This is a genomic window from Pseudoalteromonas sp. B160 (genome assembly GCF_037162485.1).
Classification (GTDB): Bacteria; Pseudomonadota; Gammaproteobacteria; order Enterobacterales; family Alteromonadaceae; genus Pseudoalteromonas; species Pseudoalteromonas rhizosphaerae.
This window is the reverse complement of the sequence record NZ_JARLUX010000001.1, coordinates 1,336,080-1,360,619: the sequence shown is the minus strand read 5'-3', so window position 1 is coordinate 1,360,619 and position 24,540 is coordinate 1,336,080. Positions and strand designations below refer to the sequence as shown.

The following is a 24,540-nucleotide window of genomic DNA, read 5'->3' as shown; positions in this document are numbered from 1 at the left end:
ACTTTTTTAGCCGGCGCTATTTTTATGGCGATGATCTGTGCCTTGTGCGTGGTTAAAAAGCCATTACTGCGCTTTAGCTATCTCAGCAATGGGGTACTTGGGTTGGCAGTATTAAGCGGCGGCTTTAACTTTTTGGAGTTACTATTTGCACTGAGTATTGGTTTGCATTTATGGCTGGCATTTTCGCAAAATAAGTGGACTATGCTCACTTTGAGCTGTTGCTCAGCACTCGTATTTACGGTGTGCTTAGCGGCTCATTTACTACTTGAGTTACCTCTTTATTTAATTGTACTGGCGAGCATTGTACTGGCGATGTCTGGCTATTTTGATGATGAAGAACTTGTTGCTGAGGCTGATGACGCAGCGCATATAAATCACTTTATGGAGCCTGCGCCGTTATTAAATCTTCCCGATATTAAGCAGTTACGCCAAGGCTATTACGACTGGCGTAAAAACAATCAACAACGAGCTGCGTTGGTGGTTATCCGGTTGGAGGGTTTGCTCAGGTTAATCAGCATATTGGCCGAGACTTTGGGGATTTACTATTAGCGCAGTCTGCAAACCGTATTAAGCAGCTACTGCTTATTGAAGAAGTGATTAATTTAGCTGGGGAACAAAAATTAGCTCACCTTGGTGGCCTAAATTTTGCGTTTATATGTAATTTAGCGCAGCAAAAACATCTACATGAGCAATTAATCAATCAAATACTAGGGGCCACCTTGAAGCCGTTTAATGTGGCTAATTGCACTATTAAAGTCAATGCACGGGCCAGTTTCGTTGATTGCGATGAACAAGAAAATAGCTTTGATAATTTAATTTCGTTTGCTTACCTCGCTTTAGATAGCCACCCAAAACAACAAGTGGTGGTGTACCATCAACAAATGAGAATAGAGCAATTAGAACAGCAAGCGCGTTTGAAAGAATTAGCAAATATCGATTTTTCTAGCGAACTTGAATTGTATTTCCAACCCATCATTTGCAATCACGATGAAAAAATTGAATTTTTAGAGTTGTTACTGCGTTGGCAACATCCCAGACAAGGGATTTTATCGGCTAATCGATTTATTGATGATATACGTGTTGCAGGGCTTGCTTATCCATTAGCCACATTTGTTATTGAACGCGCCGCAGAGCTTGCAATGGCACTGCGCATGGAAGGCATAACGATGCCTTTGAGTATCAATTTATTTGGCTCTGAAATGCTAAATGAAGAATTTATCGAATTCCTTGATCACATTTTTATCGAACATCAACTACAAGCTGGCGATTTAATTGTCGAGTGTCCACTTAATCTGTTTATGAGTTTAGATGAGCAAGGTAAAGCAATGGTCGCACGCATCAATAGCATTGGTATTAAAGTCTGTGTGGATGGCCTTGGTGATAGCCCTATTTGGCTTGCTAAGTTACCAAATTTAGCCGTTGCATATGTAAAAATAGCGCCTTCATTAACAGCTGATTTCAGTCATCAAAGCCATGTTCGTAGTTTGATCAGCGGTATGGTTGATATGCATAACCAACAAAATGCGAAGGTAATTTGCGAAGGGGTAGAAACACTGGAGCAGCTTAATTTTGTAAAAAGTTTAAACGCCTATGCTGCGCAGGGTTATTACTATAGTCATCCACTGAGCAGTGTTGGCATGATCTCTTGGTTAAAACAATGGCAAATAGAGCATCCGTAATCGTTTTTTAGTTTGCTTTGGCTTGTAAATAAGCATTCACGAGAGCTGTGATTATTTGCCCTGCATCGCTCATTCCAGCCTGTATACCACTAGGATGTTGGTTGGGGCTGCTTCACATAAATGCAAGTATTGGCTGTTTACTTGACTGGCAGCTAAATGCACAAAGTGTTCGGCATCGCTAACACTAAAACCACAATTGGTATACGCACTGACGGGCATTAATGAAATGCTATCAAGATCCACTTCAACCCCAAGTGGTGCATCAATTAGATTATATAGTGCCTGCTGGCATGCTTCAGTTAAGGTTTTTTCGCGCCTAACTTGCAGCGCTTGGTAGCTATCATAACTAAATTGGGCAGCAGCTAAAGCATCAATAATTGCTTGATTGTTTTTCAGCTCGTGCATGCCAATAACATGATAATTATTTAAGTGTTGCTCGTTATATGCATAGCGAAAACCATTACCACTATGGCGGCCTTCACAGTCACGGAAATCGGCATGAGGGTCAAAGTTGATCGCGTTTATTGGGCGCTGTTTATGCTTGCTTAATGCGCGAATAATACCAAGGCAGTTATTATGGCCACCGCCAATAACGATTGGCTCTAACCCTGCAGCAAAAATTAAGCTCAGTACTTGCTCAACACGTTGATCAAGCTGGGCGCATAACTGGCGTAATTGTGTTAGTTGCTGAGGATTCTGGTTTGATAAATCGCGCGCCGCAAGAGTCAAATCGCTGATCGCGACTTCGCCTAATAACAAAACTTTTTCGTTCGCTAAAAATTGGTTATCAGGTTGATTTAAAAAGCGTTTAAGAAATGCTTGCCAGCCATCTTCGGCACCACCATTGCCTAAGTTGGCGCGTGGCCCGATATCTTCGCAAATACCTAGTAATACATACTTAATACCAAATTGCGCGGCATCGTGCATGGCTTGTAAAGGATCAACACCAGTGTCAAGTAGGGCTATTGACTGCCATGCTTTTCTTTCATTAGCGCGACTGCTACACCAAGGTTTTACAGTCGCTTCATCATAGATATGTAGGTGGTTTGACACTCGTTATTCTTCTACGATTTCCAGTTCAAGTTCTTCACCAGATAATACAATACCGGTGCTATCTGCATAGATAAAGTCGTCATCAAAGAATGAGACACCAGCGAAGTTAACGCCAATGCCGTCTTCACCAGCACCAGTACTGTCTGCTGCAACAGGGATTGAAGCAATTGCTTGAATGCCTAAATCAAGCTCTTCAAGTTCATCAACATGACGTACTGCACCGTATACCACAATGCCTTGCCAGTTATTTTCTACAGCTAGTTCAGCAAGCTCGATATCGATTAATGCGCGACGAGTTGAACCACCCCCATCAATTAATAATACACATTCTTCGCCGTCTTGAGAGAGTATGTCGCGGATCAGTTCATTATTTTCAAAACATTTGACGGTTTTAATACGGCCACTAAAATTGTGACGACCACCAAAGTTAATAAACATAGGTTCGAGCACATCGACCACATCGGCAAAGTGATCGCATAAATCTGAAGTGCTGTAATCCATTTTTCTATCCTTTCTAAAGATACGTGAGCTGATGTTCAGTATACCTTTCTTAAATGCAATAACAACGACTTAATAACAGTAAATTGCGCTCTTTTTAAACAATTATTGCGCTAAAACAGGAAAAGCAATATTAGTGTCTTAAAAGCGTCACTCAATTGTTATTTTCACCGCCTAAGCTGAAATTGTGTACAGAGTTTGCACAATTAAAGGAGCAAGTAATGAGTGAGAACAACATGCTAAAAAAAGTTGTCCAACTGGACCAAAGTTTGTTTTTGATGCTATTTAATGGCAATGCCCCAAAATGGTTAAAAAATTCAGCTTTAGGTTTCTCAAAAACAGGCAATGGAGGGCTTTATGTATTAATCGCTGTTGGTTTTGGCTGGCTTAGCAGTGAAGCTGAATTACGGCTTATGGCGATGACTCTATTGCTGGGCTTTTTAATTGAGCGACCCATTTATTACGTGGCTAAAAATAGTTTTGCCAGAATTCGGCCATGTGATTGTTTAGTAAAAGGCGCTTACATTACGCCCAGTGATAAATTTAGTTTACCGTCAGGGCACAGTGCTGGCGCATTTTTAGTGGCCGTTATCTTAGCGCAGTATTTCCCGCAATTCGCAGAGTTATGTTTTTTGTGGGCAACTGGTGTCGCAGCATCGCGGGTGTTACTTGGGGTACATTTTCCTGTTGATGTAGTGCTTGGTGCATTGATGGGGGGAAGCTGTGGTTTATTGGCAATCTTGATAGTGGCTACCTTATGAAAATACTTTATGGCATTCAAGGAACTGGTAATGGTCATATAACCCGAGCACGGGTGATGGCGAATGCGTTTAAGCAAATGGGGATTGCTGTAGATTATGTGTTTTCAGGGCGAGCCCAGCAGAATTACTTTGATATGGACGAGTTTACTAATTATCGCAGCTTTCGGGGGTTATCTTTTACTACTCAAAATGGTCAAGTCAATAGTTACCAAACAGTGAAAAATAGCCGTATATGTAGATTACTAAAAGACATTAAACAGTTAGATGTATCGGGTTATGATTTTGTGTTTAATGACTTTGAACCGATCAGCGCATGGGCAGCAAAACGCCAAGCAGTGCCAGTCATAGGCATGAGTCATCAAGCTGCATTTTTATCACCCAAAGTACCAATGTTTGGGCATAGTTTGCTGCGCCGCTCATTCATAAAATATTATGCTCCTGCTGATACCTACTTAGGCGTGCATTGGCAACCATTTGCGCAAAATATCATTCCTCCTTTTATTGCTCATCATCAGCATGATAATCCAGTCAATGTTGACAATAAAGTATTGGTATATTTACCTTTTGAAGAACTGCGAAGTGTGATTGATTACTTACAAGAGTTTCCTGAAAAAGAATTCTATTGTTACCACCCGCAAGCACAAAATAGTTCAACCGCGAATATTCATCTACGAGCCCCTTCACGTGGTGGCTTTTTAAATGATTTAGCTAATGCCAGTGGTGTGATCGCAAATGCGGGTTTTGAGCTCTCTAGCGAAGCACTAAAATTAGGTAAAAAACTGTTATTGAAACCATTGTCAGGGCAGTTTGAACAAGACGCCAATGCACAAACATTATTAGCAATGAAAGCCGCGCACGTAATGAATTACTTAAACCCCAATGCGTTGGATGATTGGCTCAATAGTACCTCACAAAAACAGATTAATTTTCCAAGTGATCCACAGCCATTAGTTGAGTGGTTAGCTGCAAGACAGTGGCATAACACACAGGAATTACATCAAAATTTGTGGTCTTCGGTAGGCTAAATTTAAAATCAACTGATTTTTTAAAACACTGTAGTAAAAAACAATAATAATGTAAGCCAATTGTTAGTTATTTAACTATACTATCTTGCAGTGATTTATTTTATAGGCTGTTGTTAATGAGTTTACTCCAAAATTTGACTATTAAACGTCGTTTACAAGTCAATGCATTAGTTGTTGGTCTCGCTATGGTCGTTATGTTGTGCGTCATTATTTATGAGGCACGCATTATGCTAAAACTAAATGAAACGATTCAGTATGCTGAAAAACTCGATATACATGAACTGTCAATGCGCAAGTACGAAAAAGACTTTTTGTTTTATAAACAAGAAAGCAGCTTAGAGTTATTCGATCAAGAATATGAACAGTTGCAGATTAAAATTAAAAAATTGGCTCAATTATCAGCCGAGCTTGATATTGCCACTGTGCAAGTAGAGCAATTTGCAGTACTTGCTAAGCAGTATAATGATGATTTTCAAAAGGTTGTGCAATTACAGAAGAAAATAGGCTTACACCCCAAAGATGCGCTTTATGGCGAACTGCGAGACGCAGTACATAAAATGGAAACGTTGTTAGACAAACAAGATAACTATCATTTACTCACTTTGATGTTACAGCTTAGACGCTCTGAAAAAGATTTTATGCTGCGTTTTGACCTAAAATATTTAACTCGTTTTGAAGACGGTGTATCGGAGCTTGAGCGCCAAATTCGCAACGAAAACTTAGCTTCAAGTGACCAGTCAGAGCTGTTACGTTTACTTGCTATTTATAAAAGTAAGTTTAAATCGTTAGTTGATGAGCAAGTTGCATTAGGTCTGGATTTAGGTTCAGGTGCACTTGGTAAAATGAGAGACAGCGTTAAACAAAGTGATGATTTAGTTACTTTAATTACAACTGCAACTAAGCAGCAAGTTGAGTCTACTGCTGCAAAAACGCAAATGCTCGCAATAATAATTTTTATTGTTGCCAGCTTGCTGGTGATGATCTTGGTGTACTTTACAAGTCGTTCGATTATCGTCCCAATTGAACGGGTGTATCACACCATCAATGAAATTCGTCGAAATAATAATTTAAGACTTGTTATAGAACACAGTGGTAAAGATGAAGTAACCACCATGACAATTGATTTTAATAGTCTTATAAGTGACTTCAAAAAACTCATTTACGAAGTAAATACAGCTTTAACGACTTTAAATATTGCTACCGATCACTTATCGGAGAGCACCGCAGCAACGAGCTCGGGTATGCAAGAGCAGTTGCATGAAGCTGATATGGTTGCAACCGCCGCGACGGAAATGCAAGCCACCATTCAAGACATTTCTCATAATACCGAGGCCGCAGCCAAAAAAGCAGAATCAACTAATCAAAGTGCTCAACAGGGGCGCAAAGAAGTTGAAGCAACGGTTAAGCAGATCAATCAATTATCCGATTCACTGGGTAATGCCTCTACCGTAGTATCACAGCTTGAAAAAGACGGTGAAACTATTGGCTCAGTATTGGATGTTATTCGTGGTATCGCTGAACAAACTAATTTACTAGCACTCAATGCCGCAATCGAAGCTGCGCGCGCCGGAGAGCAAGGCCGAGGCTTTGCTGTTGTTGCTGATGAAGTGCGTTCACTTGCACAGCGTACTCAAGAGTCAACCAAAGAGATTGAGAGTATTATCTCGATTTTACAAGGGCGTACTCAAGAAGTCGTAAGCATAATGCAACGATGCCGAACACAAGGCGGCGAAAGCGCAGCACAAGCAACAAAGGCGGGTGAACTACTGAACTCTATTACCGAAGATGTGCAAACTATTATGGAAATGAGCACGCATATTGCCACCGCAATTGACGAGCAAAGCCAAGTTGCTTCTGAGGTGAATAAAAACGTCGTGCGTATTCGTGATATCGCCGAAGATGCCTCAGCTCATTCATCAAGAAATGCACAAACTAGCGAAGAAGTATCAGAGCAAGCTAGGGTACTTTACGCCGCGATAGATAAGTTTAAGGTTTAAAAACAGAAGCTAGGTTCTAGGGTTTAGGCTCTAGGAGTTAGCTGAGCTTTAAGCGCTAAGCCATAAGTTTTAAGCAGCCCTGAGTTGTTTGAAAGTTATGGCTTTTTTGTTTTCACACTTTTTTATTTTTAGGTTAAAGGTTACTCTCAGTTTTATTTCTCGACGATAAACCAGTTAATTGGAGCCTCTTTGCTAAAGTGTAATCAGTGTGCGGCTAAAAAAGATTTCAAAATACATTTTTGGATGTCAAAAATAGACATGGTTGGGTTTATCTTTCTCAGCCTTTGTTTATCTATACCCATTGGGATTGTGGCTTTCTTAGCTGAGGAGTCGCAAAGTTTTGCTCGCTTTATTGCTTTTGCCGTTCTAATTTTTGCCGCAATTAAAAAACACAAAAAAGTGGTTGCACTTTTAATCGTTGAGCTTGTTATTGACTGGGCTCTTGATAAGGCTGGAATGTATGAGTTTAACTTAATGGTTGCAACAGCATTTATCCTCACATTCATAAAAATTGGCAGTAAGGTTTATGGATTCTTTTTTCAATGTGTGAATTATAAGTTTGATTTAGACATCTTTTGTCCAAAGTGTAATAAAACATATAAAAAAGTTAGGCTACCAGAGAGCAAGTAATAGCTAACTTAAAGTAAATAGGCAAGGGCGATATCAATCTTTTTACTCTAAAGTGCAGTGCTTTAAATAATAGAAAAGTTATGATTATTTGTAGTGGCTCATATCTTATCTTACAGTTTCGATAAATAGACTTGGACTTCATCTAACTGGCATTTATGAGCAAAAGCGGACGCCGGTAAAAGTTAAACTTAGTCCTGTTTTTTGAGTAGGATCCTAATTTTGTCTGATAACATTATTAACCGCCGTTTTGATGCAAAATAACAAGCTTTGAATTTTAGCTATTTTAATTACTTGTTTACAAAGGTAATTATTGGTGGAATTATAAGAGTATATAATATAAACCGTTTTGGTGTGTTATAAGCACGGATGGATATGAGAGCACTTTATTTACTTTTATTTTTAGTTTCTATCAATGTAAGTGCTGATGCTTACTTTCCCAGCTGCTTTGAGTCCTCTACTTTTGAGAGGAATGGTAAAAAGCTATTTATTACACCAGATGATTTGTTAAACCGTCCTAATTGGGGCTTAGGTGATGGCGAACCACCAATATCAATTGGTAGTGCAACAGAAAAAGTTATGTCATTTCTTCGTGATAAATACAGTGTTGAAGAAGTGATTTTTGCATTTGTTCACCTAAAGAGCCAAGTTTGTTCAATAGACCAGGAAATGCAAATAGTTTGGTTTTACGTTTTCGCTGCTGACTCACCAATTAGTCTTGTTGGTATCTCAATGACTGGACGATTGATTGAGGCCGTAGAATGACATTTTGGAAATATGCTTCTAACAAACCAAGTCATCGGAAAATCACTCACTGGCTGCGCTAAAACGTTCGTGTGTTTTCCGCTGCTTGTGGCATTATATTTCATGAGAATTTTGCTTTCATCTATGCTATCAAAGGGGTTATATATGGATCTTGAAAAACAAATCAAAGTATTTAAAGATTTAGGCTACGAATTCGCAGAAGGTGTAACTAAAGAGCTAATTCTTCGTGATGTATATGAAATGACATGGGAAGAAGAAACGGAAAAACATATTGAAGAGAACCCTTTTTCAATTTTATATTATTTCTATGGATGGAGAGATTCTGCTGTAAAAGGACGCAATTATACAGATGATTGTATTTGGTACGATTTAGAGTTCTTTGATTCTAGATCTGAATATAAATGGTTTATGGAAAGAATGGGAGTTATTACCCATGGTGATATGATTTTTTCAGATATAACAATAGATACAGATTCAGATGATTGGGAATGGATTGATTTTAAAGTTAACGGTATACCTAAGCGATGGAAATTGGAGAAAACGGGCATAATACCAGATCATTTTGTAGAACGTTTTTCATCTTTAAATAAAGAATTAGGTTTTTCGCGACAGTTTACCTATTACGATAATGGCGGGCAACAATGGGTCATTGATTATGCTAACAAATCAGAACAAAAAGAATTTAATGAAAAAACAGGTTTAAATAGAGAGTGGCTAGGTGAAGGAAATCATTTTAAAGCTCTTCCAGAAAGCCATGATGAAGTACCATCTAAAACTCTACAGCAAAAATTTGTGAGTATATATTCAAAGTTAGCTAGTAGATTTCAAAGTCAATAACAAAAGAAATATAACACATATGAGCCTTAACTCTGTCAATAGGCACTAGTGTTCTTTTTGACCGTCAATTCTAAATCAATAAATAAATTTGTTTACTTCGTCTGACGATGTGGCTGTTAAGGCAGTAGCTTAAGGCAGACACATATAAGCGCAACGTAATAGCCTTCACGTTATTAGCGCAGCATTTGCTTATTTTCCTCTTAAGCGCAGCGCCTCTTAACCGCTTTGTAAATAATTCACTAAATTTTTTGCACAAAGAGAAGGGAATGAGCAGTAAATAAGGGAAACTTAGCGTTTAGTATTGGCATGCTTAAATAATCGATAATCTAACATGATTATTACTAAGCGATTGAATCAAAATAGCAACTCGGCTATGGTTAATGCATCAATAAAAAATAAATTAAAAACGAGTTATTCTAAAGGCTCGTTAGGATTACGAGAGTATCAATGAAACTTTTAAGCTGGATTTTACTGATATTATTTATATTATCTTATGGTAGTTCTGCATTATTTTGTTCAGGTTTTGTTGATATTATTGAGCCAAATTTTGGTGAATGCTTTAACAGTGGTGTTTCATATTTTGATTATTTTCCAAAAGGTCAATCTCCTCTTGAAATGTTAGGTGTAAAACTAATTGCGGCATGCTTAGTAATATCATTTGTTATTGGTTTTATTTATCATAAGTTTAAAGTCAGAAAGCAACCCTAACATATATGAGTCTTAACTCAGTCAATAGGCAATAGTATTACCTTTGACGGTTTAAATTCGGTAACGGCCAACTTAAAATCAATAAACAAATTTGTTTACATCGTCTGTCGATGCAGCTGTAAGTAGCTTACGGCAATCAGACTATTTAGGGCTTATTAAAACCTTTACCTAGCACCTTCTCGTTACGCTTCGCTACACTCAACCACAACCACATAGTTAACTTTAACGCCGAGCTGCGCTAACTTTCACCTTGAACCTTTTAACTCGCTAACTATACTCTCGCAAACTCGCTAAGGCACAAACTTGATCGGTACGCTGTCTTTATTGGCTTGATGCTCTGCGACGCGTTGTTGGTAGGTTTGCCATAGCTCGTCATGTTGAGTTTGTAGGTGGCTGAAGTATGCCCAGCTAAATAAACCGCTGTTGTGGCCATCGTCAAAGTCTAAACGCAGTGCGTAGTGGCCGACTGGCTCGATGTTTTTGATGCTAACCTGCGATTTACCGAGTACCAATTTCATTGGTTCGTTACCATGGCCTTGTACTTCGGCAGACGGTGAATGAACACGTAAAAACTCACAGCTAAAGGTGCAATGGCTGTCATCGTCAAAATAAACATCAAGGGTTTTACTAATGGTGTGATGATGTACCTTGATCACTTGCTTCATTGTTATACCTTTGTGATTAACCTAGAACCTAGAACCTAGAACCTAGAACCTAGAACCTAGAACCTAGAACCTAGGCTCTGAGATCCTAGTTTTAAAATTAAAGAATAAAGCGACTTAGGTCTTCATCTTCAACCAGTGCACCTAAATGCTTCTCAACATAGGCGGCATCAATGACTAAACTGGTGCCAGCTTGCTCTGATGCATCATAGGAAATTTCTTCCATCAGTTTTTCCATTACCGTATGTAGGCGACGTGCACCAATGTTTTCGGTTTTTTCATTAACTTGCCATGCCGCTTTGGCAATGCGCTCGATGGCGTCATCGCTAAACTCTACACTTACTTGCTCTGTTTTAAGTAGTGCATGTTGTTGCTCGGTCAGTGAGGCATGTGGTTCGGTTAAAATACGTTTAAAGTCGTCAGCGGTTAATGCTTCAAGCTCTACACGAATAGGTAAGCGACCTTGTAGTTCTGGGATCATGTCAGATGGTTTTGCCATTTGGAATGCGCCAGAGGCAATAAACAACATATGGTCAGTTTTCACCATGCCATGCTTAGTGCTCACGGTTGAGCCTTCAATCAGTGGCAGTAAGTCACGCTGTACGCCTTCACGGCTTACGTCTGGACCTGATGATTCTCCGCGCTTACAGATTTTGTCTATCTCGTCGATAAACACAATACCGTTTTGTTCGGCTGCGAAGATTGCTTGCTCTTTTAGCTCTTCAGGGTTTACTAATTTAGAGGCTTCTTCTTCAACCAATAATTTAAACGCTTCTTTAATTTTAAGTTTACGTTTAGTGCGCTTGTCACCCGCCATATTTTGGAACATGCCTTGCAACTGGTTGGTCATTTCTTCCATACCAGGTGGTGCCATGATCTCAACATTTGGTTGTGCTTGGGCTAAATCAATATCAATTTCTTTATCGTCTAATTGACCTTCGCGTAATTTTTTACGGAAAATCTGACGCGTTGAAGAGCCTTCATCGCGTTGGCTTTCACCAGACGAATCTTTAGCTGGAGTCAGTAGTGCATCTAAAATACGTTCTTCGGCAGCTTCTTCTGCGCGATGTTTGAATTTTTTAGTTTGTTGTTCACGGGTCATTTTGATTGATACATCAACCAAGTCGCGAATGATGGTTTCAACTTCTTTACCAACATAGCCCACTTCAGTGAACTTAGTCGCTTCGACTTTAATGAAAGGCGCGTTGGCAAGTTTTGCTAAACGACGGGCAATTTCAGTTTTACCAACACCGGTTGGACCAATCATCAGGATATTCTTCGGCGTTACTTCAGCGCGAAGATCTTCATCTAATTGCATGCGGCGCCAGCGATTACGAAGAGCAATAGCCACTGCTTTTTTGCTTTTGCTTGACCAATTATATGCAGGTCAAGTTCATGAACGATTTCTCTGGGAGTCATATCAGACATAGCAGTTCCTATTACAATTCTTCGATGGTTTGAAAGTTATTTGTGAATACACAAATGTTGCCGGCAATTGTCAGGCTTTTTTCAACAATTTCGCGGGCGCTTAAATCGGTGTTTTCAAGTAGGGCAGTTGCAGCTGATTGGGCAAAGTTACCACCACTACCAATGGCAATTAAATCATTTTCAGGCTGCACAACATCACCGTTACCAGTAATTATCAGTGAGGCTGTGGAGTCGGCAACAGCAAGCAATGCTTCGAGTTTGCGCAAGGCGCGATCGCTACGCCAATCTTTAGCCATTTCAACAGCGGCTTTGGTTAGATTGCCTTGGTGCATTTCAAGCTTGCTTTCAAAACGTTCGAACAGGGTGAAGGCATCAGCAGTGCCGCCAGCAAAACCGGCGATCACTTTGCCATTATAAAGGCGTCGAACTTTGCGGGCGTTGCCCTTCATTACGGTGTTACCAAGTGAAACTTGGCCATCGCCACCAATGACGACTTTATCGCCGCGACGTACACTTACAATAGTGGTCATGTTATTCCTCATCATCGAGTCGCAGGGGCGACTCGTTAAAAGCGATTGATGATGAGTTAATATGGGTTAATGGGCTAAAATCAAGTCCAATTCCAAATTCCGCAACCAGTTATTTTGCTACGCTTTAGTTTGTTTTTATCACTTTCGGCTAAACGTTTGGTTTTATAAGGACCTAAACGCACTTTATACCAGACACCGTTAGTGCCGGTTGTTTCACGAATTTCGGCGATTAATCCGGCAAATGCAATTTTAGCTTTTAAGGTTTCTGCTTGGCCATGGGTTCTGAACGAGCCGCATTGCATTACATAAGGGCCTTTTTGTTCAAGCTCTCTTACTTCAACTTGAATTTCATGCTCTTTGATTTCTTTTATGAATTCAGGAGGGCGTGGTTTAGGCAACTCTTGTTGCACTTTTGCAGGTGTTGGGTTTGCTTGTTGTTCAACCAGCTTTGGATCTGCATTGGTTTTGACATACCATAAACCAAAACTAAAACCGCCAACAAGTAGCACGGTAACCAGTACTAATAAAACGGGGAATGGTTTTTTCGGTGGCGCTGTTTTTTTGCTATTACGGTTGCCTGGTTTTTTATTAATAAAATCGTGTTGTGCCATGGTGGTATTGGGCTTCTAACCTTAAATCATATCTATTGGATCTACATCTAAGCTCCATCGCACCTTTTGCGCTAATTTACTGGTACTTAAGTAGTCTACCATTTGCGCGAGATATTGGTGTAATAGAGGGCGTTCGAGCGCTTGAATATGCAATTGAAAGCGATATTTCCCTGCAATTCGCTCGAGCGGTGCAGGGATCGGACCTAACAATTGTATACCAGTTAGACCTTGGACTGGAACTAAATCTGTTAAAAAATCGACCACTTGCTTTATGTTGTGACCTTCGGCGCGGACAATCGCCATATTAGTTATTGGTGGTAGCTGTGCGTCATCGCGCTCTTGCAGTGCAAAACGGGCGAAATCTTGATAACCATTATTGACTAAATCTTGTAATAAAGGATGCTCGGGAAAGTGAGTTTGCAATAATACATGACCAGGTTCGCCACTGCGCCCAGCACGGCCAGCCACCTGAGTAACCAATTGTGCTAAATGCTCTGTGGCGCGAAAGTCGCACGAGTACAAGCCGCCGTCGACATCAAGGATCAATACTAAGCTCACATCAGCAAAGTGATGACCTTTGGCAAGCATTTGGGTGCCAACTAAAATCCGTGCACCGCCTTGGTTTATATCGTCTAGGGCTTTTTCTAAACTGCCTTTACGACGCGTTGAGTCGCGGTCAATCCGGCTAATCGGGGTATCAGGAAACTCGGTTGTTAAAAACTCTTCTATTTGTTCGGTGCCTTTGCCGTTAGGAAATATTTGTGTACTACCACAGTCTGGACACTGATGCGGCACGCGTTCTTGTTCACCGCAGTGATGGCAAATCATCTGGCCGATGGCTTTGTGAAAAGTCGCACTAGTGCTGCAACGTGTGCACTCACTTAACCAACCACATTCATGGCAAATCAGGGTAGGCGAAAAACCGCGACGGTTTAAAAATACCATCACTTGTTTGCCTCGTTTTAAATGCTGACGCATAGTGGCAAGACTGGCATGAGCTATACCAGCTTGATCCGGCTGGCCTTTCATATCAATCAGCTGAAATTTATTGTCGGTACTGGTTTGCGCACGTTGTGTTAGGCTCAGTAGTTGGTATTTATTATGAATTGCCTTATGCAAGGTTTCGAGCGCCAGGGTTGCTGAGCCTAAGATCAGCGGTATTTTATGTTGAAAAGCGCGGTATGCGGCTAAATCACGGGCATGGTAACGTAAGGTATCTTGTTGTTTAAATGAACCGTCATGTTCTTCATCAACAATGATCATACCAAGCTTTAAAAATGGTAAAAAGATACTCGAACGTGTACCAATCACAATTGCGCAACTGGCTTTTTCACAAAAGCGCCAAGTTTGTAAGCGTTCGTTATCGGTCAGTGCTGAATGCCACAGCATAATCGGCGTATCAGGAAAGCGACGACGAAATCGATTAACCGTTTGTGGCGTAAGGCCAATTTCAGGCACTAGTACGAGTGCTTGTTCACCGCGTTTTAAAACCTCTTCAAGGCATTGTAAGTAAACCTCGGTTTTACCACTGCCAGTGACACCTTCTAGTAAAAAGCTATTGAAACCGACCGCTTGATTAATGGTGGTACAGGCTACTGCTTGCTCTTTATTTAGAGTCGGCTTAGTGCCTACGGTGGGAAGTTGTTGTTGCCATTGGTTGTCGTGTTCAATCGTTTGGCTGATCAGCTCCTTGTTAAGTAAGCTGTCGATAGTTTTTTTACTAAACCCCAGCGCTTTTAATTCTGTAAGTGATGATTTACCCGAATCTGCCAGTTGTTTGAGTAAGCTTAGTTGGCTCTTTGCTTTTAAAGACGGTAATTTAGCGCCTTTTTCAGTTAGTGCCACCATACTAATACTGCTTTTATCTGGGCACAGTCCTTGACGCAGCGCGCCAGGCAGGGCGATATGAATTGTTTCACCTAGTGGGTAGCAATAATAGCGCGCAGTAAAACGCAATAATTCGATATGTCGCTCTGATAAAACGGCTTCATTATCAATCACTTCAAGCACTGCTTTAAGTTTATTAACCGGCACATCGGTGTTGGTTTTTAGCGCCAGTACTACCGCAACTTTGCGCTGATTACCAAATGGCACCCATACCCGCGCACCGACTTTAGGCATCACCGATAAACCATCGAGTTGCTCTGGAATGCGATAATCAAAGGTGCGATGCAACGGTACTTTTATAGCAACTTCAACAAAACTCATAACAACCCAAACAAGAACGAATAAGGGAGTTAATGTACTAAAATTATGGCTGAAAACCTACCTGCAAATATCTTCTTTAAAACTTTTGTTCATTTTATTAGCAAAAACGACATTTAAAGCTTGTAGCAAGTGGGGTTGTTGCTTAGAATACGCGTCCTAAATAATTTGTTTTAACGACGTATGGTGCCAGACTCGGGTTTGGAGAGCGATGCGGCCTTAACTAGAGGTTTCTATGAAAGAAGGTATTCACCCTAAGTACGAAGTAATTTCAGCATCATGTTCATGTGGAAATAAATTCGAAACTCGTTCTACTCTGTGTAAAGACATTCACTTAGACGTATGTTCTGCGTGTCACCCGTTTTACACTGGTAAGCAAAAAAGTTTTAGACACAGGTGGCCGTGTTGATCGCTTTAACAAGCGTTTCGGTTCACTTAGCAGCAAGTAATTCTTGTTGTTTTGTCGGAAAAAGCACCTTAGGGTGCTTTTTTTTATGCCTGCTATTTATTAAAAACACCGCCTTTTAGTCTTTATTTCTTGCTCTAGTGCTCCAGCTTTACGCATTCATTATGTTGTGACTATTTCCCACTTTTATATCCAGTATAGCGAGTAAATAACAGACAAATAGTGATTTGTTGACTATATTGTCATTCTCGTTAAAGCGATAAATTAAACGTTTTTGTCGGTAAAGTTAGGTCTTTTGCGGTTAAATGTTGTTAACGTCTTACTTTGATGGTTTTTAGTCATAGGTCATTATTTTTGCTTTAAAGCGTTGCATAATGAGCATTTTAAGATGGGTTTTTTGATGCTTTGTGGCGTTTTTATAGCCGAAAATTGAAGCTTTTTTGCAAAAAATGCTGACAAAACGCATAAAATTAACGGATATAGCATATAACAGGATAGACCTGATATTGCTTGAATTTAATTATAATATAGGTATCGTTCCCTATAAGATATAAGAACTGCTTACTCTCACTTTCAACTTAACTTACTTGCAGGATAAAATCGCGTTATGTCAGACTTTCGTGAACAAGCTTTACATTACCATTCGCACCCCGTTCCAGGAAAAATTAGCGTTGAGCTTACAAAGCCAGCTGAAACCGTACAGGATCTTGCACTCGCATACAGCCTCGGTGTTGCAGAACCGGTACGTGAAATAGCTGCTGATCCCGCTAATGCCTACAAATACACCGGTAAAGGCAATATGGTTGCGGTTATTACTAACGGCACCGCTATTTTAGGTTTAGGTAACTTAGGTCCATTGGCTTCAAAACCGGTTATGGAAGGTAAAGCGTTATTATTTAAACGCTTTGCGGGTCTAGATTCGATAGATATTGAGGTGAAACACAATACCACCGAAGATTTCATCAATACAGTTGCTAACATCGCTGATACGTTTGGCGGTATTAACTTAGAAGACATTAAAGCGCCAGAGTGTTTTGAAATAGAAAAAGCATTGATCGAGCGTTGTAGTATTCCAGTGTTCCACGACGATCAACACGGTACCGCGATTGTAACGGCTGCTGGTATGATCAACGCACTTGAAGTACAAGGCAAAGAAATCGAAGATGCGATTATCGTTTGTTTAGGAGCCGGTGCCGCAGCGGTTGCGTGTATGGAGCTACTGATCAAGTGTGGTGCATTGCGTGAACATATTTACATGTTAGATCGTAAAGGCGTTATTCATACTCGTCGTGATGATTTAAACGAGTACAAACAGTTATTCGCTAACAATACAGATAAGCGCACACTGCAAGATGTTATTGCTGATGCCGATGTATTTGTTGGTGTATCTGGCCCGAATTTACTTTCTCCTGACGATCTTAAGCTAATGGCTGATCGACCTGTAGTGTTTGCCTGTTCAAACCCAGATCCAGAAATCTCACCAGTGCTTGCTCATGGTGCTCGCGATGATTTAATCATGGCAACGGGTCGTTCAGATTATCCAAACCAAGTTAACAACGTGCTGTGTTTCCCATTTATTTTCCGTGGTGCGCTAGATGTGCGTGCAAGCAAAATTAATGATGAAATGAAAATTGCTGCGGTTGATGCTATTCGTAGCATTGCTAAAGAACCAGTACCAGCGGAAGTATTAAAAGCGGCGGGTGTTGAGACACTTGAATTTGGTGCGCAGTATATTATTCCAAAACCGATGGATCCGCGTTTATTACCGCGCATTGCCAAAGCAGTAGCGCAAGCGGCAATTGATTCTGGTGTTGCACAAATTGATATGCCGGAAAACTACATGGAGTAGCTGCTTAGCTGCAATTGGTAATGGCACAATAATAAAAACCTCAGTAACTTACGTTACTGAGGTTTTTTTGTAGCCAATTCCTGGAAGCAGGAATATATACAAATGATAACTTAATCTTCGTTGAGTACAGGTACTTCGAGACCCATTTCAAGCATGATTTTTTTCACTTCTTCAGGCACTTTCTCTGGATTATCTTTACGTAAATCTTCATCGTTTGGCAGTGGTTGGCCAGTAAATGCGTGTAAAAATGCTTCACAAAGTAATTCGCTATTTGTTGCATGGCGAAGATTATTAATTTGACGACGAGTACGCTCATCAGTCAAAACTTTTAATACATTTAGCGGGATCGAAACGGTGATCTTTTTAACTTGTTCTGATTTTTTCCCGTGTTCTGCGTATGGGTGAATATATTCACCATTCCATTTAGCCATAGGATGTATCGTTGCCTCAGGTTGTTAATTGTTTGCGCGACCTTTTGCAGCGCAAAGATGGCGAAATTCTATCGTGTTAAAAAAGATAGTCAAATACTTGTTTTTTAGCCATCTAGCGGCTTAAATGTTTTTACTTCTAATCTTGCGGCTAAAACCGCATAAATGCTTTGACTTATTAAATTTGATCCTCTAACCTTTTAGACGTCTAAACATCCATTTAATTGTAGGTGACGGTATGAGTCAAAAGAATAAAGCAACCATTGCAGTACGCAATGGTATTGATGCAGATAAACATCACGGCGCGGTTGTGCCTCCCATTCATTTATCGACCACCTACTCATTTGCTGATTTTGATAAAAAGCGCCAATATGATTATGGCCGTAGCGGCAACCCAAACCGTGATTTACTCGCTGAAACGCTCGCTAAGCTTGAAGGTGGCGCTAAGGGGATTATCACTGCAACGGGCATGGCTGCGGTGCATTTAGCTACTCAGCTGCTAAACAGTGACGATACTTTAGTGATCCCACATGATTGCTATGGCGGTAGTTACCGCTTATTCACCTCACTTGAAAAGCGTGGCTTATTAAAGTTAGTGGTTTTAGATTTAACTAAATCTGAAAATCATCAAAAAATTCTTGAGATAAAACCAAAGCTAATTTGGATTGAAACACCGAGTAATCCTATTTTACGGTTAACTGATATTAAAGCGATCACCACGATTGCTAAGCAGTGCGGTGCATTGGTTGGTGCCGATAACACATTTTTATCACCTGCTTTGCAAAACCCAATTGAGTTTGGTGTTGATATTGTGGTGCATTCGACCACTAAATATATTAACGGTCACTCAGATGTTGTTGGTGGTGCGGTGATCGCCGCTACCCAAGAGTTGGGTGATGAGCTTGCTTGGTGGGCTAATAACATTGGCATTACCGGTGCCCCGTTTGATAGCTACTTAACGTTACGTGGTTTACGTACTTTGAATGTTCGTTTACGTCAGCATCAAGAAAATGCCTTTATTATTGCTCAATATCTAGAAAACTCCCCTTATGTAAGCCAAGTATATTACCCTGGATTAGTATCTCATCCACAGCATGAACTCGCTAAACAGCAGCAACGTGGTTTTGGTGGCATGGTAAGCTTTGATATCAAAGGTGATATTAATGATGCTGCAGAATTTTTGACCAGCTTAGAAGAATTTAGCTTAGCTGAGTCATTAGGTGGGGTTGAGAGTTTGATTTGTCACCCTGCAACTATGACCCACGCAGGTATGGAGGCAACTGCTCGTCTTGCTGCGGGAGTAGGTGATACCCTGATCCGTATTTCGGTGGGCATTGAAGATGTAAAAGATTTAATCGCTGACTTAGATCGTGTATTCAATAAAGTGAAACCAGGTCAAGCTCAGCACGGCGCAAAAGTAATCGCTTCCTCTGTTCAACAACAAGATGATGAGCAATCAAACTCATTTAAACTGACTCCTGCACATACGGCTTTGTGGTAATAAAAAATGGTAAATATAGTTCATAAATTTGGTGGTTCTAGCCTTAGTTCTGCAGAGCGTTATCAGGCCGTAGCAAATATTATTCTAGCCCATACGGAAGCCGGTGATTGTGTGGTGGTATCCGCAGCAGGTAAAACTACCAATACGTTAGTTACGTTATGGCATAGTTACCAGCAAGGTGATCAACAGGCAGTGAGTGATATTTTATTGCAGCTTGATAATCATCAACGTACTTTGATCGAGCAGTTATTGAGTCCAGCAGCGCGACATACGGCATTAAACGTATTAGAACAAGAGCTAGCCTTAATTGCACAGCAAACTCAACAGCAAAGCTTACAGGAAGCCGCATTGCTTGCTCACGGTGAAGTTTGGTCGGCACGATTATTGGCTAGCTATTTAAAACAGTTAAATGTTGCAGCTCAAGATGTTGATGCTCGTCAATTGTTTACCCTTAATGATGGGCAATTATTACATCAAAAAAATCAACAAGCCTGTGCCGAGTTAATTTCAGCCAATTGCATTAATATTGTTACCGGTTTTATAGCCGCTGATTGCCAAGCAAATACCGTTACTTTGGGGCGCAATGGCAGTGATTACAGCGCGACTTTGTTAAGCAGTTATTGTCATGCTAGTCAGGTATCAATTTGGACTGATACCCAAGGGGTGTTTAGTACCGACCCTCGTAAAGTAAAAAAAGCGATTAAGTATTCTAAAGTATGTCGTGGCCAAGCAAACTTACTGGCGCGTTTGGGCAACCCAGTGTTACATGCTAAAACTCTCTCGCCATTAAAAAATACTGATATCAAATTAGTCGTTCGCAGTAGTTACGACAGCGAAGCTAGCGCGACAGAAATTGTCAAAGAAGGTTACAGCAAAGCTAAGCGTTTTATCACTACCTTAGAAAATATTGATTTACTGCGTATTGATCAGCTGCGTGGCGGAGAAATTGGCGAATTAAGTCAGCTTATTCAACACAGCTTGCATCATTTTATTAAAAACGGCGATACCTACTTACTAGTGCCGGCAGCAGCGACTCATCAGGTGGTGAGTCATTTGCAAGGGCGCGCTAATATTATTGAGTCGAACTTACATGGTTGCGCTGTTGTGGCGCCACGAAATGATGTAGCGCAATTATTTGAACAAGCAACGCAAGTGCTTAGTGAGCAAAGTTTAGTGCCGCGCTTTAGCCATCAAGACGCAGACTACATATTACTACTAACGGATCAATCTATTGATAGTGATGTATTGACCTTATTGCATGATAAGCTGATTAACAAAGGCCAAGAGCTTGCCATTATTGTTGCTGGCCTTGGTAATGTTGGTGAAGTATTTATTGAGCAACTAAGTCAGCAGCTTAATCGTTTGCAGCAACACTTCAGCGTTAAGCTGGTTGGTTTATTACGCTCGCGCTTTATGTTGTTCAGCCCAAGTGGTATCGTGCTTGAGCAATGGCAGTCACAGTGGCAAAACGAAGCAATAGATTACCAAGAAGCTGATTTACTGACACGTATCAGCGAACTCGATTACGAACACAAAGTGCTGATTGATATTACTGCTAGTGAAGCGTTTAGTAAGCTTTACCGGCGTTTGTAAATTCAGATTGTCACCTGATCAGTGCTAATAAATATGCGGGCACTGCAAATAATGACTGGTATCAAAATTTACGCCGTAATTTAGCTGAACGTAACTTATTATGGCGTTATAACACCAGTGTTGGTGCGGGTTTACCAATTAATTTTGCGTTAGCTGATTTACAAAACAGTGGCGACAGTATTACCCATATTGAAGGCGTGTTCTCAGGCACTTTATCGTGGTTGTGTAGCAGTTATGATGGCAGTGTGGCGTTTTCCGATTTAGTATTGCAAGCGCAGCAAATGGGTTACACCGAGCCTGATCCACGGGAAGATTTATCAGGGCGTGATATGCAGCGTAAGCTATTAATTTTAGCTCGTGAATTAGGGCTCACCTTAGAGCTTGATGAGATTGGCTTAACACCGTTGATGCCAGAGCAACTAGCGCAAGGTGATTGGCAGTCTTTTTTAGCTAATAAGCAGTTGCTTGATGACTTTATTGCTGAAAAAGCACAGTTAGCTGGCAAAGAAAACAAAGTACTGCGTTATACCGGTGCGTTAACAATTGCTGATGGCAAAGTAACCGCTAAAGTCGGTTTGGCTTATGCAACACAGGGTGATGCCTTAGCTAACTTAACTCCAGGTGATAATATCTTTGTTATCAACAGTCAGTGGTATAGCGATAATGCGTTGGTGATCCAAGGTCCTGGTGCAGGCAAAGAAGTTACCGCAGCAGGCGTGCATTCTGATTTATATTGGTTAATACAAAACTTAAAATGAGCTCTGAGTTTGTAAAATAAAAAAAGCGCCGATTGGCGCTTTTTTTATTTAGCAGCGATTTTATATCGCGACATAGTAATATTAAAACAGCTCTTCTTCTGTTTTAGTCTCTTCTTCAAACACGTTTTCTACATGCTGCATCACATACTTAGTGGGCGAGGTGCCTTTTTCAAAGTATTCAAAGCGACTAGTGTAATCGTTCTTTTGACTCAAGAGTCCCGTTGCTAGATCGATTCGTACCGACACTAATCCTTCAGGTGGCTCGATTGGTGCTTCTGGCTTTTCTTTGAGTGCTACTCGCATAAAGTCAATCCATGCCGGTTGAGCTGTTTTAGCACCAGATTCTGCACCAGAGATCTGGGTATTATCCATGTTGTTGTTATACGTCGAGCGACCAAGCGGGTTACCTGGATTATCAAATCCAACCCAGACCGAGGTCATAACATTACGGTTAAAGCCGCTAAACCAAGTATCGACAGAGTCATTAGTAGTACCCGTTTTACCGGAAAGATCGCGACGATCTAATACCTGAGCACGCCAACCGGTTCCACTCCAACCCGTTTTATGGGCCCAACTACCGCCTCCCCAAATTGCGCTATTCATCGCATCGGCTATCAAAAACGCGTTTTGTTTAGATATGATGCGCGGCGCACAATGATTTGCTGTTTGGCTGGTATTTAACTCAGAAGTAGACTCAAATTGAGTCGTTGTTAGCGGAGGAGTAACGGGATCACACGCTAATAGTGGTTCTGTTTTAAATAACACATTACCTGCAGAGTCTTGAATCTCATTAATGAAATAAGGGGTGATCAAATGACCGCCATTGGCAAATGTGCTCATGCCACGGGCAAGCTCTAAAGGAGTAATTGACGCACTACCTAAAGCTAGCGATTCACTGCGATTGATATCATTATTTTGAAAGCCAAATTTTAATAGGTGATCAGCTGTGCGCTGCAAGCCTACCCCGCGCAGTAAGCGCACCGAAATAACGTTTTTCGATTGTGCTAAAGCACGACGAATACGGATTGGGCCGTTATATACCGCAGGGCTGTTTTTTGGTCGCCATGCAACCCCTAGGCTTTTGTCCCATTGATTGATTGGCGCATCATTTAAAATAGACGCTAAGGTATAACCATTATTCAGCGCCGCAGAATAAATAAACGGCTTAATGTTAGAGCCGACCTGACGTTTCGCTTGCACGGCTCGGTTATATTGGCTTTGTTCAAAGCTATAACCGCCAACAATTGCTTTAATGCGACCATCATTCGGATCCAGCGATACTAATGCACTTGAGGCTTCAGGTAATTGGCTGAGTAGATAACTGCCATCGTCATTTTTACGTAGCCAAATTTGCTCACCTGGATTGAGTATGTCAGCAGCTGTTTTTGGTGGGAAACCTTGACGGTAACGCGTAATGTATTTGCGCGCCCATTTGAGATTATCCCAGTCTAGAGTGACTTGCTCACCACTTTTTAATAACACTGTTGCCGTTTGCTCTCCTACAGACAAAACTGCTGCCGTTAATAGCGGGGCAATTTCTTTTACCGGCTCAAGCTTTGCTAAAATTTCACTAGAGCTTAGGGCAGGTTGCGTTTCAAAATCCCACAGTTGCTGCTCTGGGCCACGATAGCCATGGCGCATATCGTATGCATGGAGATTATCAACGAGTGCTTTTTGCGCTGCGGCTTGTACGTCAGATTCAACACTGGTGTAAACTTTAAAGCCGGTATTATATGCTTTTTCGTAGCCATAACGAGCGACCATTTCTGCACGCACCATTTCAGATATATAAGGCGCATATAAGTCTATTTCGGCACCATGAAATTTTGCCGTAATTGGTTCTTGAGAGCTCTGGTTGTAGTCTGCTTGAGAGATATAACCTTCATCAAGCATACGTCTGAGTACCACATTACGGCGTGCCTTGGCGCGAACTGGGTTTCTGATCGGATTTAAAGTTGAAGGCGCTTTTGGTAAGCCTGCAATCATTGCCATTTGCGCTAAAGTTAACTCGTTTAGTTGCTTACCATAATAGACTTGTGCAGCGGCTCCGATACCAAAAGCACGATTACCTAACTCTATTTTATTTAGGTATAAAGCGAGTATTTCATCCTTGGTAAGTAAGTTCTCAATGTGTAACGCAATGAAGATCTCTTTTACTTTACGAATATAGGCCTTTTCACGTGTTAAGAAGAAGTTACGAGCTAACTGCATTGTTATAGTACTTGCGCCTTGTTTTTTCTCACCAGTTGAAATTAATACGAGCGCTGAACGTAAAATACCTATAGGATCTATACCTATATGGTCATAAAAACGGTTATCTTCAGTGGCTAAAATAGCATTTATGAGTGGTTGTGGGATCTCTTCTATAGTCACTGGAATGCGGCGTTTTTCACCGAACTGGTTGATTAACAAACCATCTTTCGAAAAGACTTGCATAGGAGTTTGTAATTGCACGTCTTTTAAAACTTGCACACTGGGGATATCAGATTTAACGTAATAATAAAGGCTTACTAAGGTAATGAGCCCTAAAAACGCGCAGATGATAAAAAATTGTAAAGTTCGTTTTAATAAAATCACTTATATTTTCCCTAAATGGACTCCCAATTAGAATCGGAGACT

General features: G+C 40.7%; 16 protein-coding genes and 5 pseudogenes. 12 read left to right on the top strand and 9 right to left on the bottom strand.

Features of this window, described 5'->3' with window-relative positions; genetic code table 11:
* Positions 1-24 precede the first annotated feature (24 nt).
* Positions 25-1,679 (top strand): annotated as a pseudogene (locus P4S61_RS06325) (EAL domain-containing protein).
* Between the two features lie 7 nt (positions 1,680-1,686).
* Here P4S61_RS06325 and P4S61_RS06320 read toward each other — a convergent pair.
* A pseudogene (locus tag P4S61_RS06320) lies at positions 1,687-2,732 on the bottom strand (formimidoylglutamase).
* 3 nt (positions 2,733-2,735) lie between these two features.
* Entirely contained in the window at positions 2,736-3,233 is a 498-nt protein-coding gene (rraA, locus tag P4S61_RS06315; RefSeq protein ID WP_145238473.1) for a ribonuclease E activity regulator RraA, read from the bottom strand.
* Between the two features lie 218 nt (positions 3,234-3,451).
* On the opposite strand from rraA, the gene P4S61_RS06310 reads away from it, so the two are divergent.
* The 7 genes from P4S61_RS06310 (at position 3,452) to P4S61_RS06280 (ending at position 9,950) form a co-directional block, all read left to right on the top strand.
* Positions 3,452-3,991: a phosphatase PAP2 family protein gene (locus P4S61_RS06310; protein WP_145238476.1), complete on the top strand. Its 540-nt coding sequence runs from the start codon at positions 3,452-3,454 to the stop codon at positions 3,989-3,991.
* Complete coding sequence (locus P4S61_RS06305) at positions 3,988-5,016, top strand: MJ1255/VC2487 family glycosyltransferase (protein ID WP_145238479.1); 1,029 nt, start codon at positions 3,988-3,990, stop codon at positions 5,014-5,016. The genes P4S61_RS06310 and P4S61_RS06305 overlap by 4 nt, the downstream gene beginning before the upstream one ends.
* A 116-nt stretch (positions 5,017-5,132) precedes the next feature.
* On the top strand, positions 5,133-7,013 hold the full coding sequence (locus P4S61_RS06300; RefSeq protein WP_145238482.1) for a methyl-accepting chemotaxis protein: 1,881 nt from the start codon (positions 5,133-5,135) through the stop codon (positions 7,011-7,013).
* A 189-nt stretch (positions 7,014-7,202) separates the two neighbouring features.
* Positions 7,203-7,643 carry a hypothetical protein gene (locus P4S61_RS06295; protein WP_182735065.1) on the top strand — a complete coding sequence of 147 codons (441 nt, stop codon included), beginning with the start codon at positions 7,203-7,205 and terminating at the stop codon, positions 7,641-7,643.
* Positions 7,644-8,015: 372 nt separating this feature from the next.
* Positions 8,016-8,405, top strand: a complete 390-nt coding sequence (locus tag P4S61_RS06290) for a hypothetical protein (RefSeq protein WP_182735066.1) — start codon at positions 8,016-8,018, stop codon at positions 8,403-8,405.
* 144 nt (positions 8,406-8,549) lie between these two features.
* Positions 8,550-9,242, top strand: coding sequence for a hypothetical protein (locus P4S61_RS06285; protein WP_182758645.1), 693 nt, complete (start codon positions 8,550-8,552; stop codon positions 9,240-9,242).
* A gap of 447 nt (positions 9,243-9,689) precedes the next feature.
* Positions 9,690-9,950 carry a hypothetical protein gene (locus P4S61_RS06280; protein WP_145238485.1) on the top strand — a complete coding sequence of 87 codons (261 nt, stop codon included), beginning with the start codon at positions 9,690-9,692 and terminating at the stop codon, positions 9,948-9,950.
* Positions 9,951-10,240: 290 nt separating this feature from the next.
* Here P4S61_RS06280 and P4S61_RS06275 read toward each other — a convergent pair whose 3' ends face one another.
* The 5 genes and pseudogenes from P4S61_RS06275 to priA all read right to left on the bottom strand — a co-directional run bounded on the left by P4S61_RS06275 (position 10,241) and on the right by priA (position 15,389).
* Positions 10,241-10,615, bottom strand: coding sequence for a gamma-butyrobetaine hydroxylase-like domain-containing protein (locus P4S61_RS06275; RefSeq protein WP_337117967.1), 375 nt, complete (start codon positions 10,613-10,615; stop codon positions 10,241-10,243).
* Positions 10,616-10,712: 97 nt separating this feature from the next.
* Positions 10,713-12,040 (bottom strand): annotated as a pseudogene (gene hslU, locus P4S61_RS06270) (HslU--HslV peptidase ATPase subunit).
* Between the two features lie 11 nt (positions 12,041-12,051).
* Positions 12,052-12,570 (bottom strand): ATP-dependent protease subunit HslV, encoded by a 519-nt coding sequence (hslV, locus tag P4S61_RS06265; RefSeq protein ID WP_145238496.1) that lies wholly within the window; start codon positions 12,568-12,570, stop codon positions 12,052-12,054.
* A gap of 80 nt (positions 12,571-12,650) precedes the next feature.
* A complete protein-coding gene (locus tag P4S61_RS06260) occupies positions 12,651-13,181 on the bottom strand; it encodes an SPOR domain-containing protein (protein ID WP_149982624.1) in 531 nt (176 codons plus the stop codon).
* 21 nt (positions 13,182-13,202) lie between these two features.
* Complete coding sequence (gene priA / locus P4S61_RS06255) at positions 13,203-15,389, bottom strand: primosomal protein N' (RefSeq protein WP_337117966.1); 2,187 nt, start codon at positions 15,387-15,389, stop codon at positions 13,203-13,205.
* A gap of 232 nt (positions 15,390-15,621) precedes the next feature.
* On the opposite strand from priA, the pseudogene rpmE reads away from it, so the two are divergent.
* Positions 15,622-15,835, top strand: a pseudogene (gene rpmE / locus P4S61_RS06250) (50S ribosomal protein L31).
* 564 nt (positions 15,836-16,399) lie between these two features.
* Positions 16,400-17,641, top strand: a complete 1,242-nt coding sequence (locus P4S61_RS06245) for a malic enzyme-like NAD(P)-binding protein (RefSeq protein WP_337117965.1) — start codon at positions 16,400-16,402, stop codon at positions 17,639-17,641.
* Between the two features lie 110 nt (positions 17,642-17,751).
* On the opposite strand, the gene metJ is transcribed toward P4S61_RS06245, so the two are convergent.
* The gene (metJ, locus tag P4S61_RS06240) at positions 17,752-18,072 is read right to left on the bottom strand and encodes a met regulon transcriptional regulator MetJ (RefSeq protein ID WP_016709540.1); all 321 of its coding nucleotides are present in this window, start codon (positions 18,070-18,072) and stop codon (positions 17,752-17,754) included.
* Between the two features lie 235 nt (positions 18,073-18,307).
* Between metJ and metB the strand changes: the two genes are divergently transcribed.
* A complete protein-coding gene (gene metB / locus P4S61_RS06235; RefSeq protein WP_182760697.1) occupies positions 18,308-19,570 on the top strand; it encodes a cystathionine gamma-synthase in 1,263 nt (420 codons plus the stop codon).
* Positions 19,571-19,576: 6 nt separating this feature from the next.
* A pseudogene (gene metL, locus P4S61_RS06230) lies at positions 19,577-21,921 on the top strand (bifunctional aspartate kinase/homoserine dehydrogenase II).
* 81 nt (positions 21,922-22,002) lie between these two features.
* Here the strand turns inward: metL and P4S61_RS06225 are convergent.
* Positions 22,003-24,498 (bottom strand): penicillin-binding protein 1A, encoded by a 2,496-nt coding sequence (locus P4S61_RS06225; RefSeq protein WP_337117964.1) that lies wholly within the window; start codon positions 24,496-24,498, stop codon positions 22,003-22,005.
* Positions 24,499-24,540: the final 42 nt, after the last annotated feature.